The 22231-nt window shown below is 40.3% G+C and carries 20 protein-coding genes; 14 read left to right on the top strand and 6 right to left on the bottom strand.

Annotated elements, in window-relative coordinates; translation table 11 throughout:
• The first annotated feature begins 147 nt into the window (after nucleotides 1–147).
• The 9 genes from hisS (at nucleotide 148) to TZ90_RS00720 (ending at nucleotide 7993) form a co-directional block, all read left to right on the top strand.
• Nucleotides 148–1437, top strand: a complete 1290-nt coding sequence (hisS, locus tag TZ90_RS00675) for a histidine--tRNA ligase (protein ID WP_045610926.1) — start codon at nucleotides 148–150, stop codon at nucleotides 1435–1437.
• 240 nt (nucleotides 1438–1677) lie between these two features.
• Nucleotides 1678–1881 (top strand): helix-turn-helix transcriptional regulator, encoded by a 204-nt coding sequence (locus TZ90_RS10155; RefSeq protein WP_031233195.1) that lies wholly within the window; start codon nucleotides 1678–1680, stop codon nucleotides 1879–1881.
• Nucleotides 1882–1990: 109 nt separating this feature from the next.
• Entirely contained in the window at nucleotides 1991–2731 is a 741-nt protein-coding gene (locus TZ90_RS00690; RefSeq protein WP_023947597.1) for a DUF3169 family protein, read from the top strand.
• Nucleotides 2732–2741: 10 nt separating this feature from the next.
• Nucleotides 2742–3566 carry an ABC transporter ATP-binding protein gene (locus TZ90_RS00695; RefSeq protein ID WP_045610927.1) on the top strand — a complete coding sequence of 275 codons (825 nt, stop codon included), beginning with the start codon at nucleotides 2742–2744 and terminating at the stop codon, nucleotides 3564–3566.
• Entirely contained in the window at nucleotides 3559–4257 is a 699-nt protein-coding gene (locus tag TZ90_RS00700) for an ABC transporter permease (protein WP_045610929.1), read from the top strand. The genes TZ90_RS00695 and TZ90_RS00700 overlap by 8 nt, the downstream gene beginning before the upstream one ends.
• Before the next feature lie 9 nt (nucleotides 4258–4266).
• Nucleotides 4267–4908 (top strand): CPBP family intramembrane glutamic endopeptidase, encoded by a 642-nt coding sequence (locus TZ90_RS00705; RefSeq protein WP_045610930.1) that lies wholly within the window; start codon nucleotides 4267–4269, stop codon nucleotides 4906–4908.
• Nucleotides 4909–4925: 17 nt separating this feature from the next.
• A complete protein-coding gene (locus TZ90_RS00710) occupies nucleotides 4926–5156 on the top strand; it encodes a hypothetical protein (RefSeq protein WP_000832184.1) in 231 nt (76 codons plus the stop codon).
• A gap of 154 nt (nucleotides 5157–5310) precedes the next feature.
• Entirely contained in the window at nucleotides 5311–7074 is a 1764-nt protein-coding gene (aspS, locus tag TZ90_RS00715) for an aspartate--tRNA ligase (protein ID WP_045610932.1), read from the top strand.
• Nucleotides 7052–7993: a YitT family protein gene (locus tag TZ90_RS00720; RefSeq protein ID WP_033685321.1), complete on the top strand. Its 942-nt coding sequence runs from the start codon at nucleotides 7052–7054 to the stop codon at nucleotides 7991–7993. Before aspS ends, TZ90_RS00720 begins: the two co-directional genes overlap by 23 nt.
• Nucleotides 7994–8022: 29 nt before the next feature.
• Here the strand turns inward: TZ90_RS00720 and TZ90_RS00725 are convergent, their stop codons facing one another.
• From TZ90_RS00725 to TZ90_RS00745, 5 genes are all read right to left on the bottom strand, one after another.
• Nucleotides 8023–9009 carry a LacI family DNA-binding transcriptional regulator gene (locus TZ90_RS00725; protein ID WP_045610934.1) on the bottom strand — a complete coding sequence of 329 codons (987 nt, stop codon included), beginning with the start codon at nucleotides 9007–9009 and terminating at the stop codon, nucleotides 8023–8025.
• Between the two features lie 9 nt (nucleotides 9010–9018).
• Nucleotides 9019–9819 carry a DUF1189 domain-containing protein gene (locus TZ90_RS00730; RefSeq protein ID WP_023944002.1) on the bottom strand — a complete coding sequence of 267 codons (801 nt, stop codon included), beginning with the start codon at nucleotides 9817–9819 and terminating at the stop codon, nucleotides 9019–9021.
• Between the two features lie 135 nt (nucleotides 9820–9954).
• Complete coding sequence (locus tag TZ90_RS00735; protein WP_001065642.1) at nucleotides 9955–10797, bottom strand: sugar ABC transporter permease; 843 nt, start codon at nucleotides 10795–10797, stop codon at nucleotides 9955–9957.
• A gap of 1 nt (nucleotide 10798) precedes the next feature.
• Entirely contained in the window at nucleotides 10799–12091 is a 1293-nt protein-coding gene (locus tag TZ90_RS00740; protein ID WP_031237127.1) for a sugar ABC transporter permease, read from the bottom strand.
• A 110-nt stretch (nucleotides 12092–12201) separates the two neighbouring features.
• Nucleotides 12202–13473 carry an extracellular solute-binding protein gene (locus TZ90_RS00745; protein WP_023947615.1) on the bottom strand — a complete coding sequence of 424 codons (1272 nt, stop codon included), beginning with the start codon at nucleotides 13471–13473 and terminating at the stop codon, nucleotides 12202–12204.
• Between the two features lie 478 nt (nucleotides 13474–13951).
• Between TZ90_RS00745 and malQ the strand changes: the two genes are divergently transcribed.
• From malQ to TZ90_RS10460, 3 genes are all read left to right on the top strand, one after another.
• Nucleotides 13952–15469 carry a 4-alpha-glucanotransferase gene (gene malQ, locus TZ90_RS00750; protein ID WP_045610937.1) on the top strand — a complete coding sequence of 506 codons (1518 nt, stop codon included), beginning with the start codon at nucleotides 13952–13954 and terminating at the stop codon, nucleotides 15467–15469.
• A gap of 25 nt (nucleotides 15470–15494) precedes the next feature.
• On the top strand, nucleotides 15495–17753 hold the full coding sequence (glgP, locus tag TZ90_RS00755; protein ID WP_045610939.1) for a glycogen/starch/alpha-glucan family phosphorylase: 2259 nt from the start codon (nucleotides 15495–15497) through the stop codon (nucleotides 17751–17753).
• Nucleotides 17754–18525: 772 nt separating this feature from the next.
• Nucleotides 18526–18732 carry a hypothetical protein gene (locus TZ90_RS10460; protein ID WP_000265676.1) on the top strand — a complete coding sequence of 69 codons (207 nt, stop codon included), beginning with the start codon at nucleotides 18526–18528 and terminating at the stop codon, nucleotides 18730–18732.
• Between the two features lie 105 nt (nucleotides 18733–18837).
• Here TZ90_RS10460 and TZ90_RS00770 read toward each other — a convergent pair whose 3' ends face one another.
• Nucleotides 18838–19686: a methyltransferase domain-containing protein gene (locus TZ90_RS00770; protein ID WP_045610942.1), complete on the bottom strand. Its 849-nt coding sequence runs from the start codon at nucleotides 19684–19686 to the stop codon at nucleotides 18838–18840.
• A 151-nt stretch (nucleotides 19687–19837) separates the two neighbouring features.
• Between TZ90_RS00770 and TZ90_RS00775 the strand changes: the two genes are divergently transcribed.
• Together TZ90_RS00775 and TZ90_RS00780 are read left to right on the top strand one after the other, a co-directional pair.
• Entirely contained in the window at nucleotides 19838–20116 is a 279-nt protein-coding gene (locus tag TZ90_RS00775) for a DUF6110 family protein (RefSeq protein ID WP_000910910.1), read from the top strand.
• A gap of 1 nt (nucleotide 20117) precedes the next feature.
• Nucleotides 20118–22181: a heavy metal translocating P-type ATPase gene (locus TZ90_RS00780; RefSeq protein ID WP_045610944.1), complete on the top strand. Its 2064-nt coding sequence runs from the start codon at nucleotides 20118–20120 to the stop codon at nucleotides 22179–22181.
• Nucleotides 22182–22231: the final 50 nt, after the last annotated feature.

A 22231-nucleotide genomic window follows, 5' to 3' on the forward strand; every position in this document is an offset into this window, starting at 1 on the left:
CGCCTTGCCGTACTCAAGTACAGCCTGCGGCTAGTTTCCTAGTTTGCTCTTTGATTTTCATTGAGTATAAATCCTAATTTTTTTCTTACTGTTTTAATCCCCCTATTTATGGTAAAATAAGACTATTAAGTTTAAAGAGGATCCCCTATGAAATTACAAAAACCAAAAGGAACGCAGGATATTTTACCTGCTGAATCTGCCAAATGGCAGTACGTTGAGGGCTTCGCCCGTGAGATTTTCAAGCGCTACAACTATGCAGAAGTGCGCACGCCTATTTTTGAGCATTACGAGGTCATCAGTCGCTCTGTCGGAGATACGACCGATATCGTAACCAAGGAAATGTACGACTTCTATGACAAGGGTGACCGCCATATTACCCTCCGCCCAGAAGGAACTGCGCCTGTTGTTCGTTCCTATGTGGAAAATAAACTCTTCGCCCCAGAAGTGCAAAAGCCAAGTAAGTTCTACTACATGGGCCCTATGTTCCGTTATGAGCGTCCACAGGCAGGGCGCTTGCGCCAATTCCACCAGATTGGTGTTGAGTGTTTTGGATCTAGCAATCCAGCTACCGATGTGGAAACAATCGCGATGGCAGCCCATTTCTTGAAAGAAATCGGCATCCAAGGTGTCAAATTGCACCTTAACACTTTGGGGAATCCTGAGAGCCGTGCGGCCTATCGTCAAGCCTTAATTGACTATTTGACACCGCTCAAGGAGACCTTGTCTAAGGATAGCCAACGTCGTTTGGAGGAAAATCCTCTTCGTGTCTTGGACTCTAAAGAAAAAGAAGACAAGGTAGCAGTAGAGAATGCACCTTCTATCTTGGACTTCCTTGATGAAGAAAGTCAAGCTCATTTTGATGCTGTGCGTCAGATGTTGGAAAATCTTGGAGTAGACTATATCATCGATACCAATATGGTGCGTGGTCTGGACTACTACAATCACACTATTTTCGAGTTTATTACTGAGATTGAGGGCAATGACCTGACAGTCTGTGCGGGTGGTCGTTACGATGGTTTGGTTTCTTACTTTGGAGGCCCTGAAACTGCTGGATTTGGTTTTGGACTTGGTGTAGAGCGCCTGCTTCTCATTCTTGAAAAGCAAGGTGTGGCCCTCCCTATCGAAAACGCCCTAGATGTCTATATAGCAGTCTTGGGTGATGGAGCAAATGTCAAGGCCTTGGAATTAGTACAAGCTCTTCGCCAACAAGGTTTCAAAGCAGAGCGTGATTACCTCAACCGTAAGCTCAAAGCTCAGTTCAAGTCAGCCGATGTTTTTGCGGCTAAGACCCTCATCACTCTAGGCGAGAGCGAAGTCGAAAGCGGACAAGTGATAGTCAAGAACAACCAAACCCGAGAAGAAGTGCAAGTGTCACTTGAGGCAATCAGCCAAAACTTCTCAGAAATCTTTGAAAAACTAGGATTTTATACTCAATGAAAATCAAAGAGCAAACTAGGAAGCTAGCCGCAGGCTGTACTTGAGTACGGCAAGGTGAAGCTGACGTGGTTTGAATTTGATTTTCGAAGAGTATTAATGATAGATAAACTGGTCAGGATCTTACTCCTGACCGTTTTCTTTTGCAAAATGACAAAAATCATAAACTTTTTGACAAATATGCTTGTCAAAAAGAAAAAGATGTGTTACAATGTAAGCAAGTTAAGAGAAAAGGAGAAAGGAATGCTTAAAAATCGTTTAAAAGAGCTTCGAGCTCGCGATGGTCTCAACCAAACCGAACTAGCCAAGCTGGCAGGGGTTTCCAGGCAAACCATCAGTCTATTAGAACGGGATGAGTACACCCCATCCATTATCATTGCCCTGAAAATATCTCAAATTTTCAGCGAAACAGTCGAATCGGTATTTCGCTTGGAGGAGGACGAGTGATGAACAAGTATAAAGTGATTTATTACATGAGTGTTCTTGCCCTCATCCCAGTCGTTGAATGGATTGAAAAGAAATCCAAAAATCTAGCAAGTGAAAAAGGAGAATGAATATGAAAAAGAAAAAGAAACGTGGATTGTTATTTTTAATGTCTATTGTCTTGGGATTTTTTTTGGCCATGTTTGTAGGGACGTTTAAGGCACTTGCTGAATCCCACGGAATTATGTTAGATGTAAAAGTCTTGATACCATGGATATCAGCTATTTGTTTAGTGTTAGGTTTCATTAGCATACTTTTGACATTCAATTTCTTAAAGAAAAGCAGAAAATTTCATTCCTTGTATCAAGAGGAAATGGATGATGATCTGAATGAAACCTATTATGTGCAGATGTATCGGAATCTCGAGTTTGGAACCATTGCTTTTAATATTGCAAGTGTAGCGATTTTATTAGCTCTTTTCATCTCAGCAAGTGAAATGGTTGTACTAAATGGAAGCCATATAACCTTACCTCTTTCTTTTTTGGCATTAGTGCTGATTTTCAGTGTTCAAAAATATCTTTTTAAGACCATTGCGATTGTTCGTCAGTTTGATTTGGTATTTTTCTCTACACCAAAGGATATCTTAGAGCATTTCGATTCTTACGATGAAGGGGAGCGCAAGGCTAATTTGGAACAGAGTTTTCGGATTTTATTCCAATTAAATCAGTATGTCTTGCCAATCTTATATATTTTTCTTTTTATCATTTCTTTCTTGACAGGAAAGATTCAATTACTGTCCTTATTGCTTGTAGGAGCAATCCATGTTTATATCAATGTGATGCAGTTGCCTATGGTGAAACGTTATTTTAAATAAAGGAGTTTCTATGATTCGTGTTGAAAATGTAAGCAAAAGTTTTGGGAGCAAAAAAGCTCTTCACCAGATTTCTTTTGAGATTAAGGAGGGCGAAATCTTTGGTTTTCTTGGTCCTTCTGGCTCAGGTAAAACAACCATGATCAATGTCTTGACAGGTCAGTTGACTGCAGATCAAGGTAAAACAATTTTGTTAGGTAAGAATTCTCAAGATTTAACCTCCAATGATTTGGAACAAATTGGTATTGTTAGTGATGGCAGTGGTTTTTATGAAAAGATGAGTCTTTACAAAAATCTTCTCATCTATGCTAAGTTATATGGTCTCAAGTCAGATAGAGTAAATCAGGTGCTCCAACAGGTTGGATTGGCAGATGCTAAAGATATTATCGCAGAAAAACTATCTACTGGAATGAAACAACGAATGTTCTTGGCTCGTGCCCTTCTTAATGCTCCTAAGATTCTCTTTCTAGATGAGCCAACCAGTGGTTTAGACCCTACAACATCTAAGATGGTTCATACCCTACTTCAAGAATTAAAGCAGGCGGGGACAACTATCTTTCTGACCACGCATGATATGAATGAAGCAACTCTGCTTTGTGATCGCTTATCTCTTTTGAATAAGGGGAACTTAATAGAGTATGGAAGTCCGCAAGATATTATCCAGAAGTACCATGTGGATAAGAAAGTACGTGTGGTTTATAACGACGGACGAGAACAGATAGTTCCATTTGATGAATTACCACATTTAGACACGACAGATTTGATGGTGGTTCACTCTTGTGAGCCAACTTTAGAAGAAATCTTTATCAGATTGACAGGAGAAAAGTTAGATGTTTAGAAAATTAAATGCCCTACTATGGTTAAGAGTGCAAGTTCTTATCAGCAATTCAACTTTGTTGGCGACTCTATTGATGCCTTTTGGAATAGCTGTTCTATATAATGAATTCTTCAATAAGAATGGAGAATTGAGTATGTTTCTCCTCTCTTCGAGTTTGACGATGGTCTTGAGTATGGGAAGTGGTTATATGGTATCGATTATGATGGCAGAAGATAAGGAAAAGCGCAATCTTAAATCACTCATCCTAAGTGGTGTGACAGCAACAGAATATACTTTCAGTATGCTTGTTCTCCCTATTTTGATAATGTTATTTGCTATGATTGTACTGCCCATCTATCTTAAAGTAGATCTATCAAGTTACTTATTGGCCTATGTTATCTATTTAATCCTAGCAACTATTAGTATTATTTTTCTCAACCTTTTAATCGGTGCAGTGTCAGATACTCAATCTAAAGCGCAAGTCTATAGTATCTTTCCTATGTTAATCGTCTCTTTTTTACCTATAATTGCTCTTCAAAATGATACGCTTCAGAAAGTGTTGGATTACTCTTTTATTGGTCCAATTGTAAATCTTTTAAATAAAAAAGGTGGGGAAATATCTTTTTCTAATATCGGTATGTTACTTGCCTGGGTACTTGTGTTAGGAATAGCAAACCTCTTTGTATTGAAAAACAGCTATAAAGCAAGATAGGAGTTATCAATGAAATTACTTAAAAATCTTGGCTGGTTTCTTCTAGCCCTTCTATCCTTTTTCTTTGGTTATGGCTTTATTCAGGGGCTCGCGACTACGTCGCTTGCCTTAGGCGCGTCACCTTATGCTGTTACCTTACTTTATGTGGCCTTGGCTGGAGTTTATGTGTACGGCATTTATAAATGGTACCAGAAAGGCCCTGTCCATATTGAGAAGAGTGGCTTTAATCGATTTATTTGGCTCCCTGCCTTGGTTTGGTTCTTATCTCTTGTCGTTCAATTCTTCCTGCCAAATGATCCTTCAGTAAATCAACAAACAGCGATAGACTTGACCTTGTCTCAACCCCTTTTCTCATTCTTTGCGGTCGTTATTTTTGCTCCTTTGACGGAAGAGCTTATCTTTAGAGGGATGTTGGCACGCTATCTCTTTCCTAAGCAGGACAATAGTAAACAAACTCTGCTTTTCCTTCTGGTAACAAGTGTTCTATTTGCCTTGATTCATTTCCCAGGAACTTTGCAACAGTTTTTGGTTTATGCTAGTCTAGGATTGAGTTTGGGGCTGGCTTATGTAAGTCGAAAAGGTCTTCTTTACAGCATTTCTCTTCACGCTTTGAATAATTTAGTGAGCTTTTTGATGATTCTCATGCTATAATAGAGTCAGGAGGTCACATGAAACGAGTAATTTTATTAGCAGTGATTCAGGCAGTCGTTCTATTTTTCATCATTGGAGCGCTAGCTTATGCCTTTAAGGGCGATTTCTTCTACAACTATCTAGCAGTAGTCTTTGCCCCTATTGCAGGTGTTTTGCGCTTTGGGACAGCTTACACAACAGAAATTGTCTTGCCTCGAAAGGCAGCCGAAATTGCTGAAAAGCGTAAAGCAGGCAAAAATTCAAAATAAAAGAGTCCGGTGAACTTCATCGGATTTTTGTATTGGCGTTAATTTTTAGAGTCTTCACTTGATTTTTAAAGTCAGGCAAACTTTTCTGATGATTTTCATGAAGAGCCTGCGCTTTTATGGTAAAATAGTAACAGAATAAAAGAGGAGAGAAACAATGAAACGTAGTATGTATGCTGGTCGTGTTCGTGAGGAACACATCGGACAAGAAATGACCTTGAAAGGATGGGTTGGCCGTCGTCGTGACCTTGGTGGTTTGATCTTTATCGACCTTCGTGACCGTGAAGGAATCATGCAGTTGGTTATCAACCCTGAAAAAGTTTCTGCAGAGGTCATGGCAACAGCTGAAAGCCTTCGTAGCGAATTTGTTATCGAGGTGACTGGACAGGTCGCTGCGCGTGAGCAAGCCAATGATAAGTTACCAACTGGTGCAGTTGAGTTAAACGTGACAGCTCTGACAGTGCTTAATACAGCTAAGACAACACCATTTGAGATTAAGGATGGGATTGAGGCCAATGACGATACACGTTTACGTTACCGTTATCTTGACCTTCGTCGCCCAGAAATGTTGGAAAATCTTAAACTTCGTGCTAAGGTGACCCACTCTATCCGCAACTACTTGGATGAGTTGGAGTTTATCGACGTGGAGACACCATTCCTTTCTAAGTCAACGCCTGAAGGGGCGCGTGACTACTTGGTACCGTCTCGTGTTAATAAAGGGCATTTTTATGCTCTTCCTCAAAGTCCACAAATCACGAAACAGCTCTTGATGAATGCTGGTTTTGACCGTTATTACCAAATCGTTAAATGCTTCCGTGACGAGGACTTGCGTGGAGACCGCCAGCCTGAGTTCACTCAGGTCGACTTGGAAACTTCATTCCTTACTGAGCAAGAAATCCAAGACATCACAGAAGGCTTGATTGCGCGCGTGATGAAAGAAACCAAAGGCATTGAAGTCACTCTGCCATTCCCTCGTATGAAATACGATGATGCGATGTCTCTTTACGGTTCTGACAAGCCAGATACCCGTTTTGACATGTTGCTTCAGGATTTGACAGCAGTGGTCAAAGGTGTAGACTTTAAAGTCTTTTCAGAAGCACCTGCTGTAAAAGCAATTGTAGTCAAAGGAGCTGCGGACAACTATTCACGTAAAGACATCGACAAGATGACCGAAGTAGCCAAACAGTATGGTGCCAAAGGTCTTTCTTGGGTCAAGGTGGTTGATGGAGAATTAAACGGACCAGTTGCCAAGTTCTTGACAGGCATCCAAGCAGAATTGACAACAGCGCTTGCTCTTGAAGATAAGGACTTGGTTCTCTTTGTAGCGGATACGCTTGAAGTGGCCAATGCAACACTCGGTGCCCTTCGTGGACGTATTGCCAAAGAGCTTGGCTTGATTGATAACGATAAATTCAACTTCCTTTGGGTGGTTGACTGGCCAATGTTTGAATGGTCTGAAGAAGAAGGTCGCTACATGAGCGCCCACCATCCGTTTACTCTTCCACAGGAAGAGACTACTCATGAATTAGAAGGCGATTTGGCTAAGGTTCGTGCCATTGCTTACGATATCGTCTTGAACGGTTATGAGCTTGGTGGTGGTAGCCTTCGTATCAACCAAAAAGACCTTCAAGAACGCATGTTCAAGGCTCTTGGTTTCTCAGCAGAAGAAGCAAATGACCAGTTTGGCTTCCTTCTTGAAGCCATGGACTATGGTTTCCCACCACACGGTGGCTTGGCTATCGGGCTTGACCGCTTTGTCATGCTCTTAGCAGGAGAAGAAAATATTCGTGAAGTTATTGCCTTCCCTAAGAACAACAAGGCAACTGACCCAATGACACAAGCTCCTTCAACAGTAGCTCTCAAACAACTAGAGGAACTCAGCTTACAAGTAGAAGAAGATGAAACAAGCAAAACGAATTAAGCGGTGGCGCTATTATCTGCGCCGCTTTGCTCATCAGATAAAAATTTTACGTGTCTTACAAAGCATCTCTCGTGAGAAGTATGACGAGAAGATTTCGGCCTCTCTGGTCTATGGTTTTTTATCAGCAGTAGCGGTCAATTTCTTTTTCCAACCAGGGCATGTATATTCGAGTGGTGCGACAGGTCTGGCACAGATTATCTCTGCCTTGAGTAATCACTGGTTTGGTTTTCACATTCCGATTTCGCTGACTTTCTATGCCATTAATTTTCCTTTGATGGTCTTGGCTTGGTATCAGATTGGGCATAAGTTCACAGTCTTTACCTTTATCACGGTATCCATGAGTTCTTTCTTTATCCAGTTCGTCCCTGTGGCGACCTTGACGGAGGATCCCATTATCAATGCCCTTTTTGGGGGTGTTGTCATGGGCTTGGGGATTGGTTTTGCTCTTCGCAACAATATCTCCAGTGGTGGAACGGATATCGTCAGTTTGACTATTCGCAAGAAAACAGGTAAGAATGTTGGTAGTATTTCTTTCTTGGTCAATGGGACCATCATGCTGATAGCAGGTTTGACCTTTGGTTGGAAATACGCTCTCTACTCTATGATTACCATCTTTGTCTCTAGCCGTGTGACAGACGCTGTCTTTACCAAGCAAAAACGCATGCAGGCCATGATTGTGACCAATCATCCAGACAAGGTAATTGAAAAAATCCATAAAAAATTGCACCGCGGAGCAACCATGATCCACGATGCAGAAGGAACCTATAATCACGAGAGAAAGGCAGTTTTAATCACTGTCATTACACGTGCAGAGTTTAATGAATTTAAACAGATTATGAAACAGGTGGATCCAAGCGCCTTTGTCTCTGTATCTGAGAATGTCCATATTTTGGGACGATTCGTTGAAACAGATAATTAGTAATCAAAAAAACCAGCGCGAGCTGGTTTTTATTTTTCGATAATTTTGTGGGCAATTAACTGACGATAACAAATTTGCTTATTGCTTTTAGCATCATTTATAATCTGGAGGATGGTTTCAAGAGAAACACGACCAAGTTCCAAGCTATTAATATCGACATAGGCCGCCAAGTTGAGCTTGGGATTGACTGAGTCGAAGCTGAGGACAGGAACATCCAGTTTGTGCTTAGCAATGTAATCACAGACCCCTTCGGCTAGGAGACTGTCGGTTGTAATGATAGCATCAATCTGCGGGTCATGCTGAAAGAGGAGTTTACTAAATTGATACCCTTTTTCTTCTAGGAACTCCGTTGCAAAATAGGTCAAATTTTCGTCAATAGGCAGTTGGTGTTGTTTGAGTGCTGACTCATAGCCTGTTAAACGGTCTTGCGTTACAAAGAGTCGTTTAGTACCACCTATGAAGGCAATTCGTTTGCAGCCTTTTTTGATGAAATATTCGGTCGCATCAAAACCAGCTTGGACATTGTCGTTATCGACAAGGGGGATAAAGGGTGAAATGGATTTTCCTAGGATGAGGAAGGGGAACTGCTCATCAGCGACCAGTTTGACCAAGGGATCTTCCTCTTCGGCATAAAGGAAAATCAAACCATCCACACGTTTACCGTAAACCATCTGTGAAATAGCTTTAAGGCGCTCTTTTTCGTCTTTACCTGTTGCAATCTGAATGGCATAGTGATTTTCAGAGGCGACTTGGGCGATACCACGGAGGACAGATGGGAAGAAAGGATTTTGATAGAAGGCGTCTGAGTCGTCAGGAAGGACCAAGCCGATAACTTGGGTATAACTACTTACCAAGCTACGAGCGTTGAGGTTGGGGTGGTAATTGAGCTCCTTCATCGCCTTGCGAACGCGTTTTTTTGTTTCGTCGCTAATGGTTGATTTATTTTGAATAACACGGGTTACGGTTGAAGGCGAAACACCAGCAGCCTTGGCCACGTCTTTAATCGTAACGGGCATAAAAATCTCCTATTTATGGTAATCTGGATCACGGAAATGCGTTTTATAAAAGATAGTGACCAGATATAGAACAAAAAGAATGTTTTGTACGGTAATCAGAGTTGTCATATTTTGGCCAAACAAGCCCAAAATAAGCGTAATCAGAGTTGGTAATCCTAAACAGTTCAAGATAAAATGGTAGCACTCTTTAAAGGTTCTAAATGAAAAGAGGCGTGATTTCTTAGTGATATAAAGGAGAAGACTAGCTCCTAGAGAAACGATAAAGAAATTTAAACCAAAGAGGAAGCTAGCACCGAGAACTAGGAAGAGACTGATATAGACACGATTTTGTTGGTACCAGTCTTTAGAAATCGCTTGAGTCAAGCTGTCCTTGCTTTTGAAACTCTCAGTCTGAATAGCTCGGTAAGAAATGCGGGTCAGCTCCTTGCTTTCCTTGCTGATGACCAGTTCTTTTGTATCGAAATGCAGTTGCAAGTCTTTAGGTAATTCCTTGCTTTGGCTTGGACCAATCACAAGAGAAGGCGCTTGACTAGCTGTGCCTGTATAAGTTAAATTACCATCAACAATTGTAGCGTGTTCAGAGAGATCCTGGACAACTTCATCTGTCAGAGGTTCATAGACATTATCGATAAAGGTTTCTAGCGGATAAGTCTCCTGTGAGCTGTTTTGGATGGCAATGGGTACCATGGACAAGCTGATAAGGAAGATACTGGTAAAGAGCAGTTGAAACCAGTTGAGCCCGAAACGTTTGGACAGGGGCTTACGAAATCCCCAAATACTTGAAAAATAGGAAAATGGATATGGAAGCATAGGTATCTTTCTAAAAGGTGTTTTCTATATGAGTATTATTATATAGAGAAATGTGCTTTATTTCAAGTCTAGGGGATAAATTGCTTGTTGTTAGTATATATTTTGTAGCAATAAGAAAAGGGTGGCGGGGATATATTATCCCTTGTCGCCACCACTTGTAAGTCCTGAAACAAAGTTCTTTTGTAGGAAGAAGAAGAGAATACAGATTGGAAGGGCGATGAGGATAGCACCTGCTGAGAAGTAGGCAATCTTCAAGTTCTTCGCATTGTTGACGAAGGTTTGGAGACCAACGGCAACAGTAAAGTATTCTTTCTCACGAAGCAAGAAACTAGAGAGGATGTAGTCCCCGAAAGGTCCCATGAAGGCCCAGAGAGCTTGTACGGCAACCATTGGGCGAACAAGTGGAAGAACAATTTGCCAGAAGCGACGGAAGTGTCCTGCACCGTCTAGTTTTGCAGATTCGTCTAGAGACATTGGCACTGTATCGAAGTAGCCTTTCATGAGCCAAGCATTCATCGGGATACCACCACCAACGTATAGGAAGATGAGGAACCAGCTGTGGTTAAGGGCGTTCAACATAAGCGCCATAACGAAGAAGGCTGTCAAAGCGGCCATGGTTGGCACCATTTGGATAATCAAGAAGAAGACCAAACTTTGTTTACGAGCCAAGAAGTTGTAACGGCTGTAGGCATAACCAGCAAGTACGATGATACTTGTTTGAACCGCCATGGTAACCAAGGCGATGATCAAGGTATTGAGATACCAAGTACCGTATAGAGTTTCAGTAAAGAGTCCTTTAAAGTTATCAAAATTGAAGTCGATGTTAGTATCAAGTTTAAAGGCTGCGACGTTACCTGCTTTAAAGGCTGACATGATGGTAATCAACAGTGGATAGATAATGACGATTGATAGACCAATCAAGTAGAGGTAAGTAAGGGTTTGAGTCAGTCTACGTTTGAGTTTAATTGAGTTATTCATCTTAGACGTCCTCCATATCAAATGCGTGTAGTTTCTTGAATGCGATCATAGAGATTGAGATGACAATGATAGAGATAATCAAGGTAACAGCAGCCGCCATTGAGTATTGAGGAGATGTACCTGTTGTCAAACGGTAGATCCATGAGATCAAGATATCAGTTGAACCAGCTCCCCCTCCGACACTACCAGGACCTCCACCATTGAAGAGGTACATGATAGAGAAGTTGTTAAAGTTGAAGGTGTATTGGCTAATCAAAGTAGGTGCAGCAACAGCCAAGATCATTGGGAAAGTGATGTTGCGGAATTTTTGCCAAGCATTAGCACCGTCAATATAAGCTGCTTCGTAAAGGTCGTTAGGAATAGATTGCAAGATACCCAAGGTCAAAACGTAGATATATGGGAATCCAAGCCAACCTTGCATCATAATCAAGGCAATCTTAGTCCAAGTTGGGTCTGTTTTCCAAGGAATAAGAGCACCATCAAGGAAAGGAAGGAATTTAGCCAAGATTGGCAATACTTGAGTGTTGATAGCACCAACACTATCGTTAAACATGTTTGAGAATGTCAGGATAGTGATGAAGGCTGGGACAGCCCAAGGAAGAAGGAAAATAACACCGAAGATACGTTTTCCTTTGATAAATGGTTGGTTAGCAATGATAGCTGTGAAGATACCAATGACGATCTGTAAAGTTGAGGCAGATAAAGCCCAGATGATAGTCCAAGAAAGGACGGCACCAAAGGCAGAACGGAAGGTACTCAAGCTCCAAATGTTTGTAAAGTTGGTCAAACCAACCCAGTCCAACAATTTGTTTGGTGGCAAGTGTTGGAAGTCGTAGTTGGTAAAGGCGATCATCAAGGTTACGATAACTGGGAAGATAATCGCAAAAGTCATGGCAATGTAAGATGGAATGATTAAGAGGTAAGGGAAGCCATTTTCATAGATTCCTTTGACCATTTCTTTAAAGGTAAGTGCTACTGGTATGCCATTGTTAATGTGTTTGGCAGTTGTATGTGCGTCTTTGATATTTGCGAAATAAAAGAGTACATAAACAACTACAAAGATTAAATGGAAGGCACCACGAATCAGCATAAAGAGGGAATTATCACGACCTGGTTTGTCACCAAGAGTGATGAGATTGCTCAATTCAGGGGCTGCAAGTGCTAGGAAGTAAAGGACGAATACGATGGTTACACCAAGGAAGATAAAACCTTTGGCTTTTTGTTTATTGTAAATCTGTCCTAACCCAGGAATGATAGACAGCAGAGCTGCTTTACTAGGTTGTTGCTTTTCCATAATAACTCCTTTCATAGGATACTGGTTTCTAATTAAAACCTAAACTATATATGTTTTTGATTGATAAATTCAAAGGGGGATTTGATTTCCACCCCCCTTGAACAAATTTTTTATTCACCAAATTTTTGTTTGATTGTTTCTTTGATCAATGTTACAGCGTCGTTAGCAGCTGTTTTCGCATCTTTCTTACCACTTACAGCATCAAAGAGCATAGTTTTCGCTGGATCCCAAACTGCAGACATTTGAGAGATGTTTGGCATTGGTTGAGCGTTCTTGAACTGTTTGATAACAGCTGTTGTCAACTCATCATTTTTACCTTCAGCATATGTACGAGCTTCAGTGTTAGCTGGGATTTCGTTAGTTGTATCGTAGAAGGCTTTTTGTTCTTCAGTTGAAACAAGGAAGTCTACAAATTTTTGAGCGCCTTCAAGGTTCTTAGTGCTTGATGGGATGATCCAAGCTTTACCACCACCGAATGCAGCATATTCTTTTCCATTTGGAAGAGTTGGGATAGTTGCAACACCGTAGTTTACTTTAGCATCTTTAAAGGCTTGAGCTTTCCAAGGTCCGTCGATGATAGCAGCTGTTTTACCTTCTTGGAATTGAGTTTGGATTAAGTTGCCAGCACCTTCAGTATCTTGCATACCTTTAGGCCATTTTTCATACCAAGATTTAGCGTAGTTGATACCTGCGATAGAACCGTCGTTTGCAAGACCGATATCTTTGGCGTCTTTACCGTTTTGTCCGAATACGTAAGCACCGTTACCAGCAAGAAGTCCATATGCATAGTAGAAGTTTGTCCAGTCAGCTAGGAAAGCAGAAGTTTTTCCATCTTCTCCAGCGAAGGCATATTTGCTATCTTTAGCAAGGTTTTCTAAGTCAGCAAAAGTTTTTGGAGCTTCTTTTACCAAGTCTTTGTTGTAGTACATAACAAGTGACTCGATAACAGCAGGAGCACCGTAAACTTTACCATCAGCAGCTGTTACAAGAGATTTAGTTTTATCATCTGTTTTAGCGCCGTCGCTCAATTTAACTTCTGAAAGTTGTCCGTCAGTACCAAGGCTACCTACACGGTCGTATGGAGCCATCATAACGTCAGCAGCTTGACCTGATTGGTTGTCAAGAGAAAGTTTGTCAAGCCCACCCATTTGGTCTCCTGTTTTGATGGTAACTTTTACGCCAGCTTCTTTTTCGTAAGCTTTTGCAGCTGATTCAGCAAAGGCTTTATATTGGTCTTCAACGTAGAAAGTGAGTTCTTTGGCTTCAGATGAACCAGAATCAGCAGGCTTATCAGCAGTTTTGCTTCCGCAAGCTACCAAAAGCAAGCTAGCAAGTGTAGCAGTTCCAAGCACAGCAGCGCTCTTCATGAATTTAGATGACATAGTGTATTCCTCCTAAAGAATAACAAATTTTATAATGAGGAAACGCAAACGTTTTCCTTTATGGGACTAGTATAACACAATCAGAAAGCGGTTGCAAGTGTTTTTTGTAAAAATTTTTAAAAAAATTGTAAAAAAAGTAAACGCTTCATCATCATATAATAGTAGAAAATCCCAAAAATTGGTTTTGTTTTAAATTTAAAAAAAGTTGAGAAAACGATTGCCTAATTTACAAATGGAAAGCAGAGAGGATTCTCACTTTATTTTTGCTTAATAAGGTAAGTGAAACCCTTATTCCTATTTTGTTTGTTTCCTGAAAGGATATATATACAAGTAAGAAGAAAAAATTTAAAAAAAATAATCAAAAAAGTTATTTAAAACCGCTTGCATTTATCAAGAAAATAAGCTATACTAGTAATAGCGCAAACGTTTGCGTTCATAAAAATGTAATATCTAACTATAAACACATGAGGTGCTTATTATGAAAAAACGTCAAAGTGGTGTGTTGATGCACATTTCTTCTCTTCCAGGAGCATACGGAATCGGATCATTTGGTAAAAGTGCTTACGACTTCGTTGATTTCTTGGTTCGCACAAAACAACGTTACTGGCAAATCCTTCCACTAGGAACAACTAGTTACGGAGACTCTCCTTACCAATCTTTCTCAGCCTTCGCAGGGAACACTCATTTTATCGATTTAGATATCTTGGTGGAACAAGGCTTGTTGCAAGCAAGTGACCTTGAAGGGGTTGACTTTGGTAGTGATGCGTCTGAAGTTGATTATGCGAAAATCTACTATGCACGTCGTCCTCTTTTAGAAAAAGCGGTAAAACGTTTCTTGGAAGTAGGAGATGTTAAGGATTTTGAGAAATTCGCTCAAGACAACCAATCATGGCTTGAACTCTTTGCAGAGTATATGGCTATCAAAGAGCATTTTGACAATCTTGCTTGGACTGAATGGCCAGATGCAGATGCTCGTGCTCGTAAAGCTTCAGCACTTGAAAGCTACCGTGAGCAATTGGCAGACAAGTTGGTTTACCACCGTGTGACTCAATACTTCTTCTTCCAACAATGGTTGAAATTGAAAGCTTACGCTAACGACAACTACATCGAAATCGTTGGGGACATGCCAATCTATGTAGCGGAAGATTCAAGCGATATGTGGGCAAATCCACATCTCTTCAAGACAGATGTCAACGGTAAGGCGACTTGCATCGCAGGATGCCCACCAGATGAGTTTTCTGCAACTGGTCAGCTTTGGGGTAACCCAATCTATGACTGGGAAGCAATGGACAAAGACGGCTACAAATGGTGGATTGAACGCTTGCGTGAAAGCTTCAAAATCTACGACATCGTTCGTATCGACCACTTCCGTGGTTTCGAATCTTACTGGGAAATCCCTGCTGGTTCCGATACAGCAGCACCTGGTGAGTGGGTGAAAGGTCCTGGCTACAAGCTTTTTGCAGCCGTTAAGGAAGAGCTTGGTGAGCTAAACATCATCGCAGAAGACCTTGGTTTCATGACAGACGAAGTTATCGAATTGCGTGAACGTACTGGCTTCCCAGGAATGAAGATTCTTCAATTTGCTTTCAACCCAGAAGACGAAAGCATCGATAGCCCACACTTGGCACCTGCTAACTCAGTTATGTACACAGGAACACACGATAACAATACGGTCCTTGGTTGGTACCGTAACGAGATCGATGATGCGACTCGTGAATACATGGCTCGCTACACTAACCGTAAAGAATACGAAACAGTGCCACATGCTATGCTTCGTACAGTCTTTTCATCAGTTAGCTTCATGGCAATTGCAACTATGCAAGATTTGCTAGAATTGGATGAGGCAGCTCGTATGAACTTCCCATCTACCCTTGGTGGAAACTGGTCTTGGCGTATGACTGAAGATCAATTGACACCAGCTGTCGAGGAAGGCTTGCTTGACTTGACAACAATCTATCGCCGAATCAATGAAAATTTGGTAGAATTAAAGAAATAATACAATATCAGGAGACACCTTAAACATGTTATCACTACAAGAATTTGTACAAAATCGTTACAATAAAACCATTGCAGAATGTAGCAATGAAGAGCTTTACCTGGCTCTTCTTAACTACAGCAAGCTTGCAAGTAGTCAAAAACCAGTTAACACTGGTAAGAAAAAAGTTTACTACATCTCAGCTGAGTTCTTGATTGGTAAACTTTTGTCAAACAACTTGATCAATCTTGGTCTTTACGACGATGTTAAAAAAGAACTTGCAGCTGCAGGTAAAGACTTGATCGAAGTTGAAGAAGTTGAATTGGAACCATCTCTTGGTAATGGTGGTTTGGGACGTTTGGCTGCCTGCTTTATCGATTCAATTGCTACTCTTGGTTTGAACGGTGACGGTGTTGGTCTTAACTACCACTACGGTCTTTTCCAACAAGTTCTTAAAAATAACCAACAAGAAACAATTCCAAACGCATGGTTGACAGAGCAAAACTGGTTGGTTCGCTCAAGCCGTAGCTACCAAGTGCCATTTGCTCACTTCACATTGACATCAACTCTTTACGATATCGATGTACCTGGTTACAAGACAGAAACTAAGAACCGCTTGCGTTTGTTTGATTTGGATTCAGTTGATTCTTCAATCATTAAAGACGGTATCAACTTTGACAAGACAGATATCGCTCGCAACTTGACTCTTTTCCTTTACCCAGATGATAGTGACCGTCAAGGTGAATTGCTCCGTATCTTCCAACAATACTTCATGGTTTCAAACGGTGCGCAATTGATCATCGACGAAGCAATCGAAAAAGGAAGCAACTTGCATGACCTTGCTGATTATGCAGTTGTACAAATCAACGATACTCACCCATCAATGGTCATCCCTGAATTGATCCGTCTTTTGACTGCTCGTGGTATCGATCTTGATGAAGCAATCTCAATCGTTCGTAGCATGACTGCCTACACTAACCACACAATCCTTGCTGAAGCCCTTGAAAAATGGCCTCTTGAATTCTTGCAAGAAGTGGTTCCTCACTTGGTACCAATCATCGAAGAATTGGACCGTCGTGTGAAAGCAGAAGTGAAAGATCCAGCTGTTCAAATTATTGACGAGAGTGGACGTGTTCACATGGCTCACATGGATATCCACTACGGATACAGTGTTAACGGAGTAGCAGCACTTCACACTGAAATCTTGAAGAACTCTGAGTTGAAAGCTTTCTACGACCTTTACCCAGAAAAATTCAACAACAAAACAAACGGTATCACTTTCCGTCGTTGGCTCATGCATGCTAACCCAAGCTTGTCTCACTACTTGGATGAGATTCTTGGAGAAGGTTGGCACCATGAAGCAGATGAGCTTGAAAAACTCTTGTCTTATGAAGACAAAGCAGCTGTCAAAGAAAAATTGGAAAGCATCAAGGCTCACAACAAACGTAAATTGGCTCGTCACTTGAAAGAACACCAAGGTGTGGAAATCAATCCAAACTCTATCTTTGATATCCAAATCAAACGTCTTCACGAGTACAAACGCCAACAAATGAACGCTTTGTACGTAATCCACAAATATCTTGACATCAAAGCTGGGAACATCCCTGCTCGCCCAATCACAATCTTCTTTGGTGGTAAAGCAGCTCCAGCCTACACAATTGCTCAAGACATCATCCACTTGATCCTTTGCATGTCAGAAGTTATTGCTAACGATCCAGCAGTAGCTCCACACCTGCAAGTAGTTATGGTTGAAAACTACAACGTTACTGCAGCAAGCTTCCTTATCCCAGCATGTGATATCTCAGAACAAATCTCACTTGCTTCTAAAGAAGCTTCAGGTACTGGTAACATGAAATTCATGTTGAACGGAGCTTTGACACTTGGTACTATGGACGGTGCTAACGTGGAAATCGCTGAGTTGGTTGGCGACGAAAACATCTACATCTTTGGTGAAGATTCAGAAACTGTTATCGACCTTTACGCAAAAGCAGCTTACAAATCAAGCGAATTCTACGCCCGTAAAGCTATCAAACCATTGGTTGACTTCATCGTTAGCGATGCAGTTCTTGCAGCTGGAAACAAAGAGCGCTTGGAACGTCTTTACAAGGAATTGATCAACAAAGACTGGTTCATGACTCTTCTTGACTTGGAAGACTACATCAAAGTCAAAGAGCAAATGTTGGCTGACTACGAAGACCGTGACGCATGGTTGGATAAAGTTATCGTTAACATTTCTAAAGCAGGATTCTTCTCATCTGACCGTACAATCGCTCAGTATAACGAAGATATCTGGCACTTGAATTAATACTCTTCGAAAATCTCTTCAAACCACGTCAGCGTTGCCTTGCCGTACTCAAGTACAGCCTGCGGCTAGCTTCCTAGTTTGCTCTTTGATTTTCATTGAGTATAAGATACAAGATTTAGACTAATACACTTTCCTATAAAGCGAATTTCGATTGAAATTCGCTTTTTTGAATGCTATGGATTTGAGCCAATCTTGTCTTAAAAAGAGAGAAATCATAGACACATTGAACGTTTAAAAAGTTGGTTTTACTGTCTTTCAACCTCATGCTTCTTCGTAGTTGATTACCTCATATCTCTTGTATTCACTTACACAAAGTATTATAATATGATTGTAGGAAAGAAGGTGTTCTTATGATACATACACTTAAATTGGTGTTGTTTATTACCTTTCTTGTAATAAGCTTGTTACCTGATAAGATTTTTGGAAAAAATAAAAAAATTTGGAAAATAGTTCTTGCAATATTGATGGCGGCGACAGCATTGTCATTTATGTACTAAGCTATTTTAAGAATGTAGGGTTTATTTCCCTACATTCTTTTTAGTTTTTTCTGTTTTATAAATTCTATTTATCCAAGCGCTTCAAAAACTAACTTTTTTAAAAGTTAAGTGTTAGTAAGCTTGTAAGAAACCTAGTTTAAAACAGTAAACCAGCGCTTAAAATGCTGGTTTTTACTGTCTTCAGCCTTCTATTTCTTTGTAGATGATTACCTCATATCCCTTGTATTCGCTTACACAAAGTATTATAATATAATTGTAGGAAAGAAGGTGTTTTTATGTGGAAAAAATATTTTTCAAAATATAAATGGACTGATTTATTTTGGATTTTATTTGTTATTTTAACATGCCTCTTGGCGGGTAATAGTAATCTTTACCCCCTTACCCATCAAGAAATCTCTTATCATGGGTGCTTATCGGGAATTACACTTGCCTTATTTCACTTGCTATTTATTGATAAGTTTTTTATTTCGAATCGAAAATAAATGGAGAAGCTAAAAGCTTTAAATGTTTTAGACTTTTGGGATAGATAGTTTAAAAATTGAAATTTAAAACCGCAGATCTTCTTGAAATGCGGTTTTTTGTGTCAATTATAGTTCTCTCCCAACCAAAATCTCTGCTTCAATGGTAATCTCTGTCAGTTGGCTCCAGTCAATCTTGCTCTGGTCGATGTGAAAGAGGAGAGGAGTCATACTGAGTAGGGCTTGGAGCTGCTTTGCTGTGATAGACTGGGTTAGTGAGGCAGTTTGACTAGATAGGATGGTAAAGTGATCTTGGAAATGATTTTTGATATCTTGGTTGGAATAGTCCTTGTTTGTCAGCTGGTCTTGTACCTTCTGACGGATTTCCTTGAGGTGATTTTTAGTTGGAATAACCTTTATCAAGATACCGTCTTTGGATAAAACGCGACGAAATTCTCCATAGTTGGCAGGTGAGAAGATATCAAGCAGGATATCCATACTGGCGTCTTTTATAGGAAGTCGTGCCAAGTCACCAACGAACCAATTGACTGCCCAGTTGGGTTCGCTCTTGGCAGCGATTTGGACGGAATCTTTGGAAATGTCGAAGGCATAGAAGGTTTTGTCAGGATGGCTTTCTTGGAGTTTACGAGAATAGAAACCTTCACCACAACCGATATCTAAAATTGTTTTGGCATTTTTTGAGTTTGAAAGTAAATCAGATACAGCCTCTAGAATAGCTTGATAAAATCCAGCTTCTAGGATTTGCTGGCGATTTTGGAAGTTTTCCTTGTCGTAGTTGGCAGATTGCTTGATTTGAGGTGCCAGATTGACATAGCCGAATTTTGACAGATCAAAAGAATGGTGATTGCTACACTTGAGACTGCTAGCTACTAGAGGTAGCTTTTCTTGACAGATGGGACAGGCAAAGGCAGTAGCAGAAGCAAAACGTTGAAGTTTGGGTTTGAGATTTGTATTCATAGTTTAAGTGTATCAAAAGAGGCAAATGAAAGCAACTTTAGGAATAAGTAGATGGGAGATTCAGTAGAAATAAAACTAATTCTCCAATTTATAGAATAAAATTGCTTTTATATCTAAATTTCTATATAATAATGATAAGGAGGAAATAAGTATGTTAAAAGAAGTATTAACCGTTGCAAAAGTTGCGAAAAAATCATCACTCTTTTTGGGTGGTGTCGCATTTGGTACCCTTGGCTTGAAAATCTTAGCAAGTAAGGAAGCTAAAAAAGGTTATTCTAAAGCTTTGGCTAAGGCTTACAAGTTGAAAGACGGGCTAGATGCATCTGTTTCTGTTGTGAAACAACATGGAGACGATGTCTTGCAAGATGCCAAATATTTGTACGAGCAAGAGAAAAAAGAAGAGCAATTAGATAGCCTTATAGGAGAATAATATGTCTTTTAAAGTGCTACATAGAGGATACCAACATATCCGACTATCATCTTCTTTTTCACTCACCTTGGATATTCAAGACTATCTTCGTTCCTTGGCGAGAGATGAAAAGGGGATTGAGTCTATCCAGTTTTACATGGATCAACAGCACTTTACTCTACGTATAAAAGAAGGCTTTTCTGTATTAGATAATGCAGAAGCCTTTTTAAAAAGAATTGATAAAGGGAAAGTTTCTGAGTTGATGACTCTTCCCATTCGTAGAGAAGAGAGTGCTTATTCTATTGTTTCAGGTGCAGCGATTAAGCGTATACTTTTTCGTAGTTTTGTGCCGTATCCTATTCGCTATATATGGACTTGTTATCAGGCTTTTGGCTATATTAGAGAAGCCTATCAAACACTAGCGCGTAAGGAACTAACGATGGAGGTCTTGGACTGTTCGGCGATTTTATTGTCCTTGTTTATGAACCAATCCAAGACAGCTAGCAATATCATGTTTATGCTTGATTTGGGGAATCATTTAGATCAGTGGTCCTTGAAAAAAACTGCAACGGATTTAGAACAGAGTCTTCTTGCAAAAGAGAGCGATGTATTCCTAGTACAGGGCGATACGGTTGTTAGTATCAAGAGTTCTGATGTTCAAATAGGAGATGTCTTGGTCTTATCTCAAGGGAATGAAATTCTGTTTGATGGACAAGTAGTTTCAGGTTTAGGTATGGTCAACGAAAGTTCTTTGACAGGAGAGAGTTTTCCAGTTGAAAAAAGAGAGTCTGATTTGGTTTGTGCAAATACAGTATTAGAAACTGGAGAGTTGCGCATTCGTGTAACCGATAATCAGATGAACAGCCGGATTTTACAGCTGATTGAGTTGATGAAGAAATCTGAAGAAAACAAGAAAACGAAACAACGCTATTTCATCAAAATGGCGGACAAGGTCGTCAAATATAATTTCTTGGGGGCTGGTCTGACTTACCTATTAACAGGTTCTTTTTCTAAGGCTATTTCTTTCCTATTGGTCGATTTCTCCTGCGCTTTGAAAATCTCTACTCCTGTAGCTTATTTAACAGCTATCAAGGAGGGGTTGAATCGTGAAATGGTGATTAAGGATGGGGATGTTCTGGAGAAATATCTGGAAGTTGATACTTTCTTGTTTGATAAGACGGGAACAATCACAACTAGCTATCCGATAGTTGAAAAGGTGTTACCTTTTGGGGACTATAGTGAGGAAGATATTCTCAGAATCAGTGCCTGTCTTGAGGAACACATTTATCATCCTATTGCTAATGCCATCGTCAAGCAAGCTGAGATAGAGGGGATTGAACATGAGGAAATGCATGGGAAACTCCAATATATCGCAAGCAAGGGGATCAAATCTCATATAGATGGGCAACCAGTTCTTATTGGGAATTATGTTTTGATGCAGGATGAGCAAATTCATATCAGTTCAGAACAAAATGCTTTAATTGAAGAGTACAAGAGTCACTATAATCTCTTATTCTTGGCTTATCAGAATGAATTGATTGGAATGTTCTGTATTCATACTCCTTTGAGAAAAGAAGCAAAAGCAGCCTTGGAGAAACTTAAGGCACAAGGGAAAAAATTGATTCTGGCAACAGGGGACACCTTGGTTAGAACAGAGGAATTAGTCAAAGATTTGCCCTTTGATCAGGTCTATACAGACTTGAAACCTGATGGAAAATTTGAGTTAGTAGAGGAACTGCAGAAAGCAGGTCACACTATTTTGATGGTTGGGGATGGGTTGAATGACTCAGCGGCTCTAACCCTATCAGATATCGGTGTGGTGATGAATGAGAGTGCAGACATTTCTAAGCAGATGAGCGATATCTTATTGTTAGATAATCGCTTGGATTTCTTCCAAGAGTTGGATTGGCTATCATCATCTTTGCAAACACTCATCAAGAAGAATATTCAAGATACCGTTGTCGTAAATAGTAGTTTGATTGGCTTTGGCTTGTTTAATTGGCTCAGTCCTTCAAATCTCTCTATCTTACATAATCTAACAACCTTGCGCATAGTCCTACGTAGTCTGTCTATTAAGCCTAGATAGATGTGCTTATCAACAACAAAAAGGAGTTACCTTTCTCGAGGTTAACTCCT

Source organism: Streptococcus mitis (assembly GCF_000960005.1).
Classification (GTDB): Bacteria; Bacillota; Bacilli; order Lactobacillales; family Streptococcaceae; genus Streptococcus; species Streptococcus mitis_CK.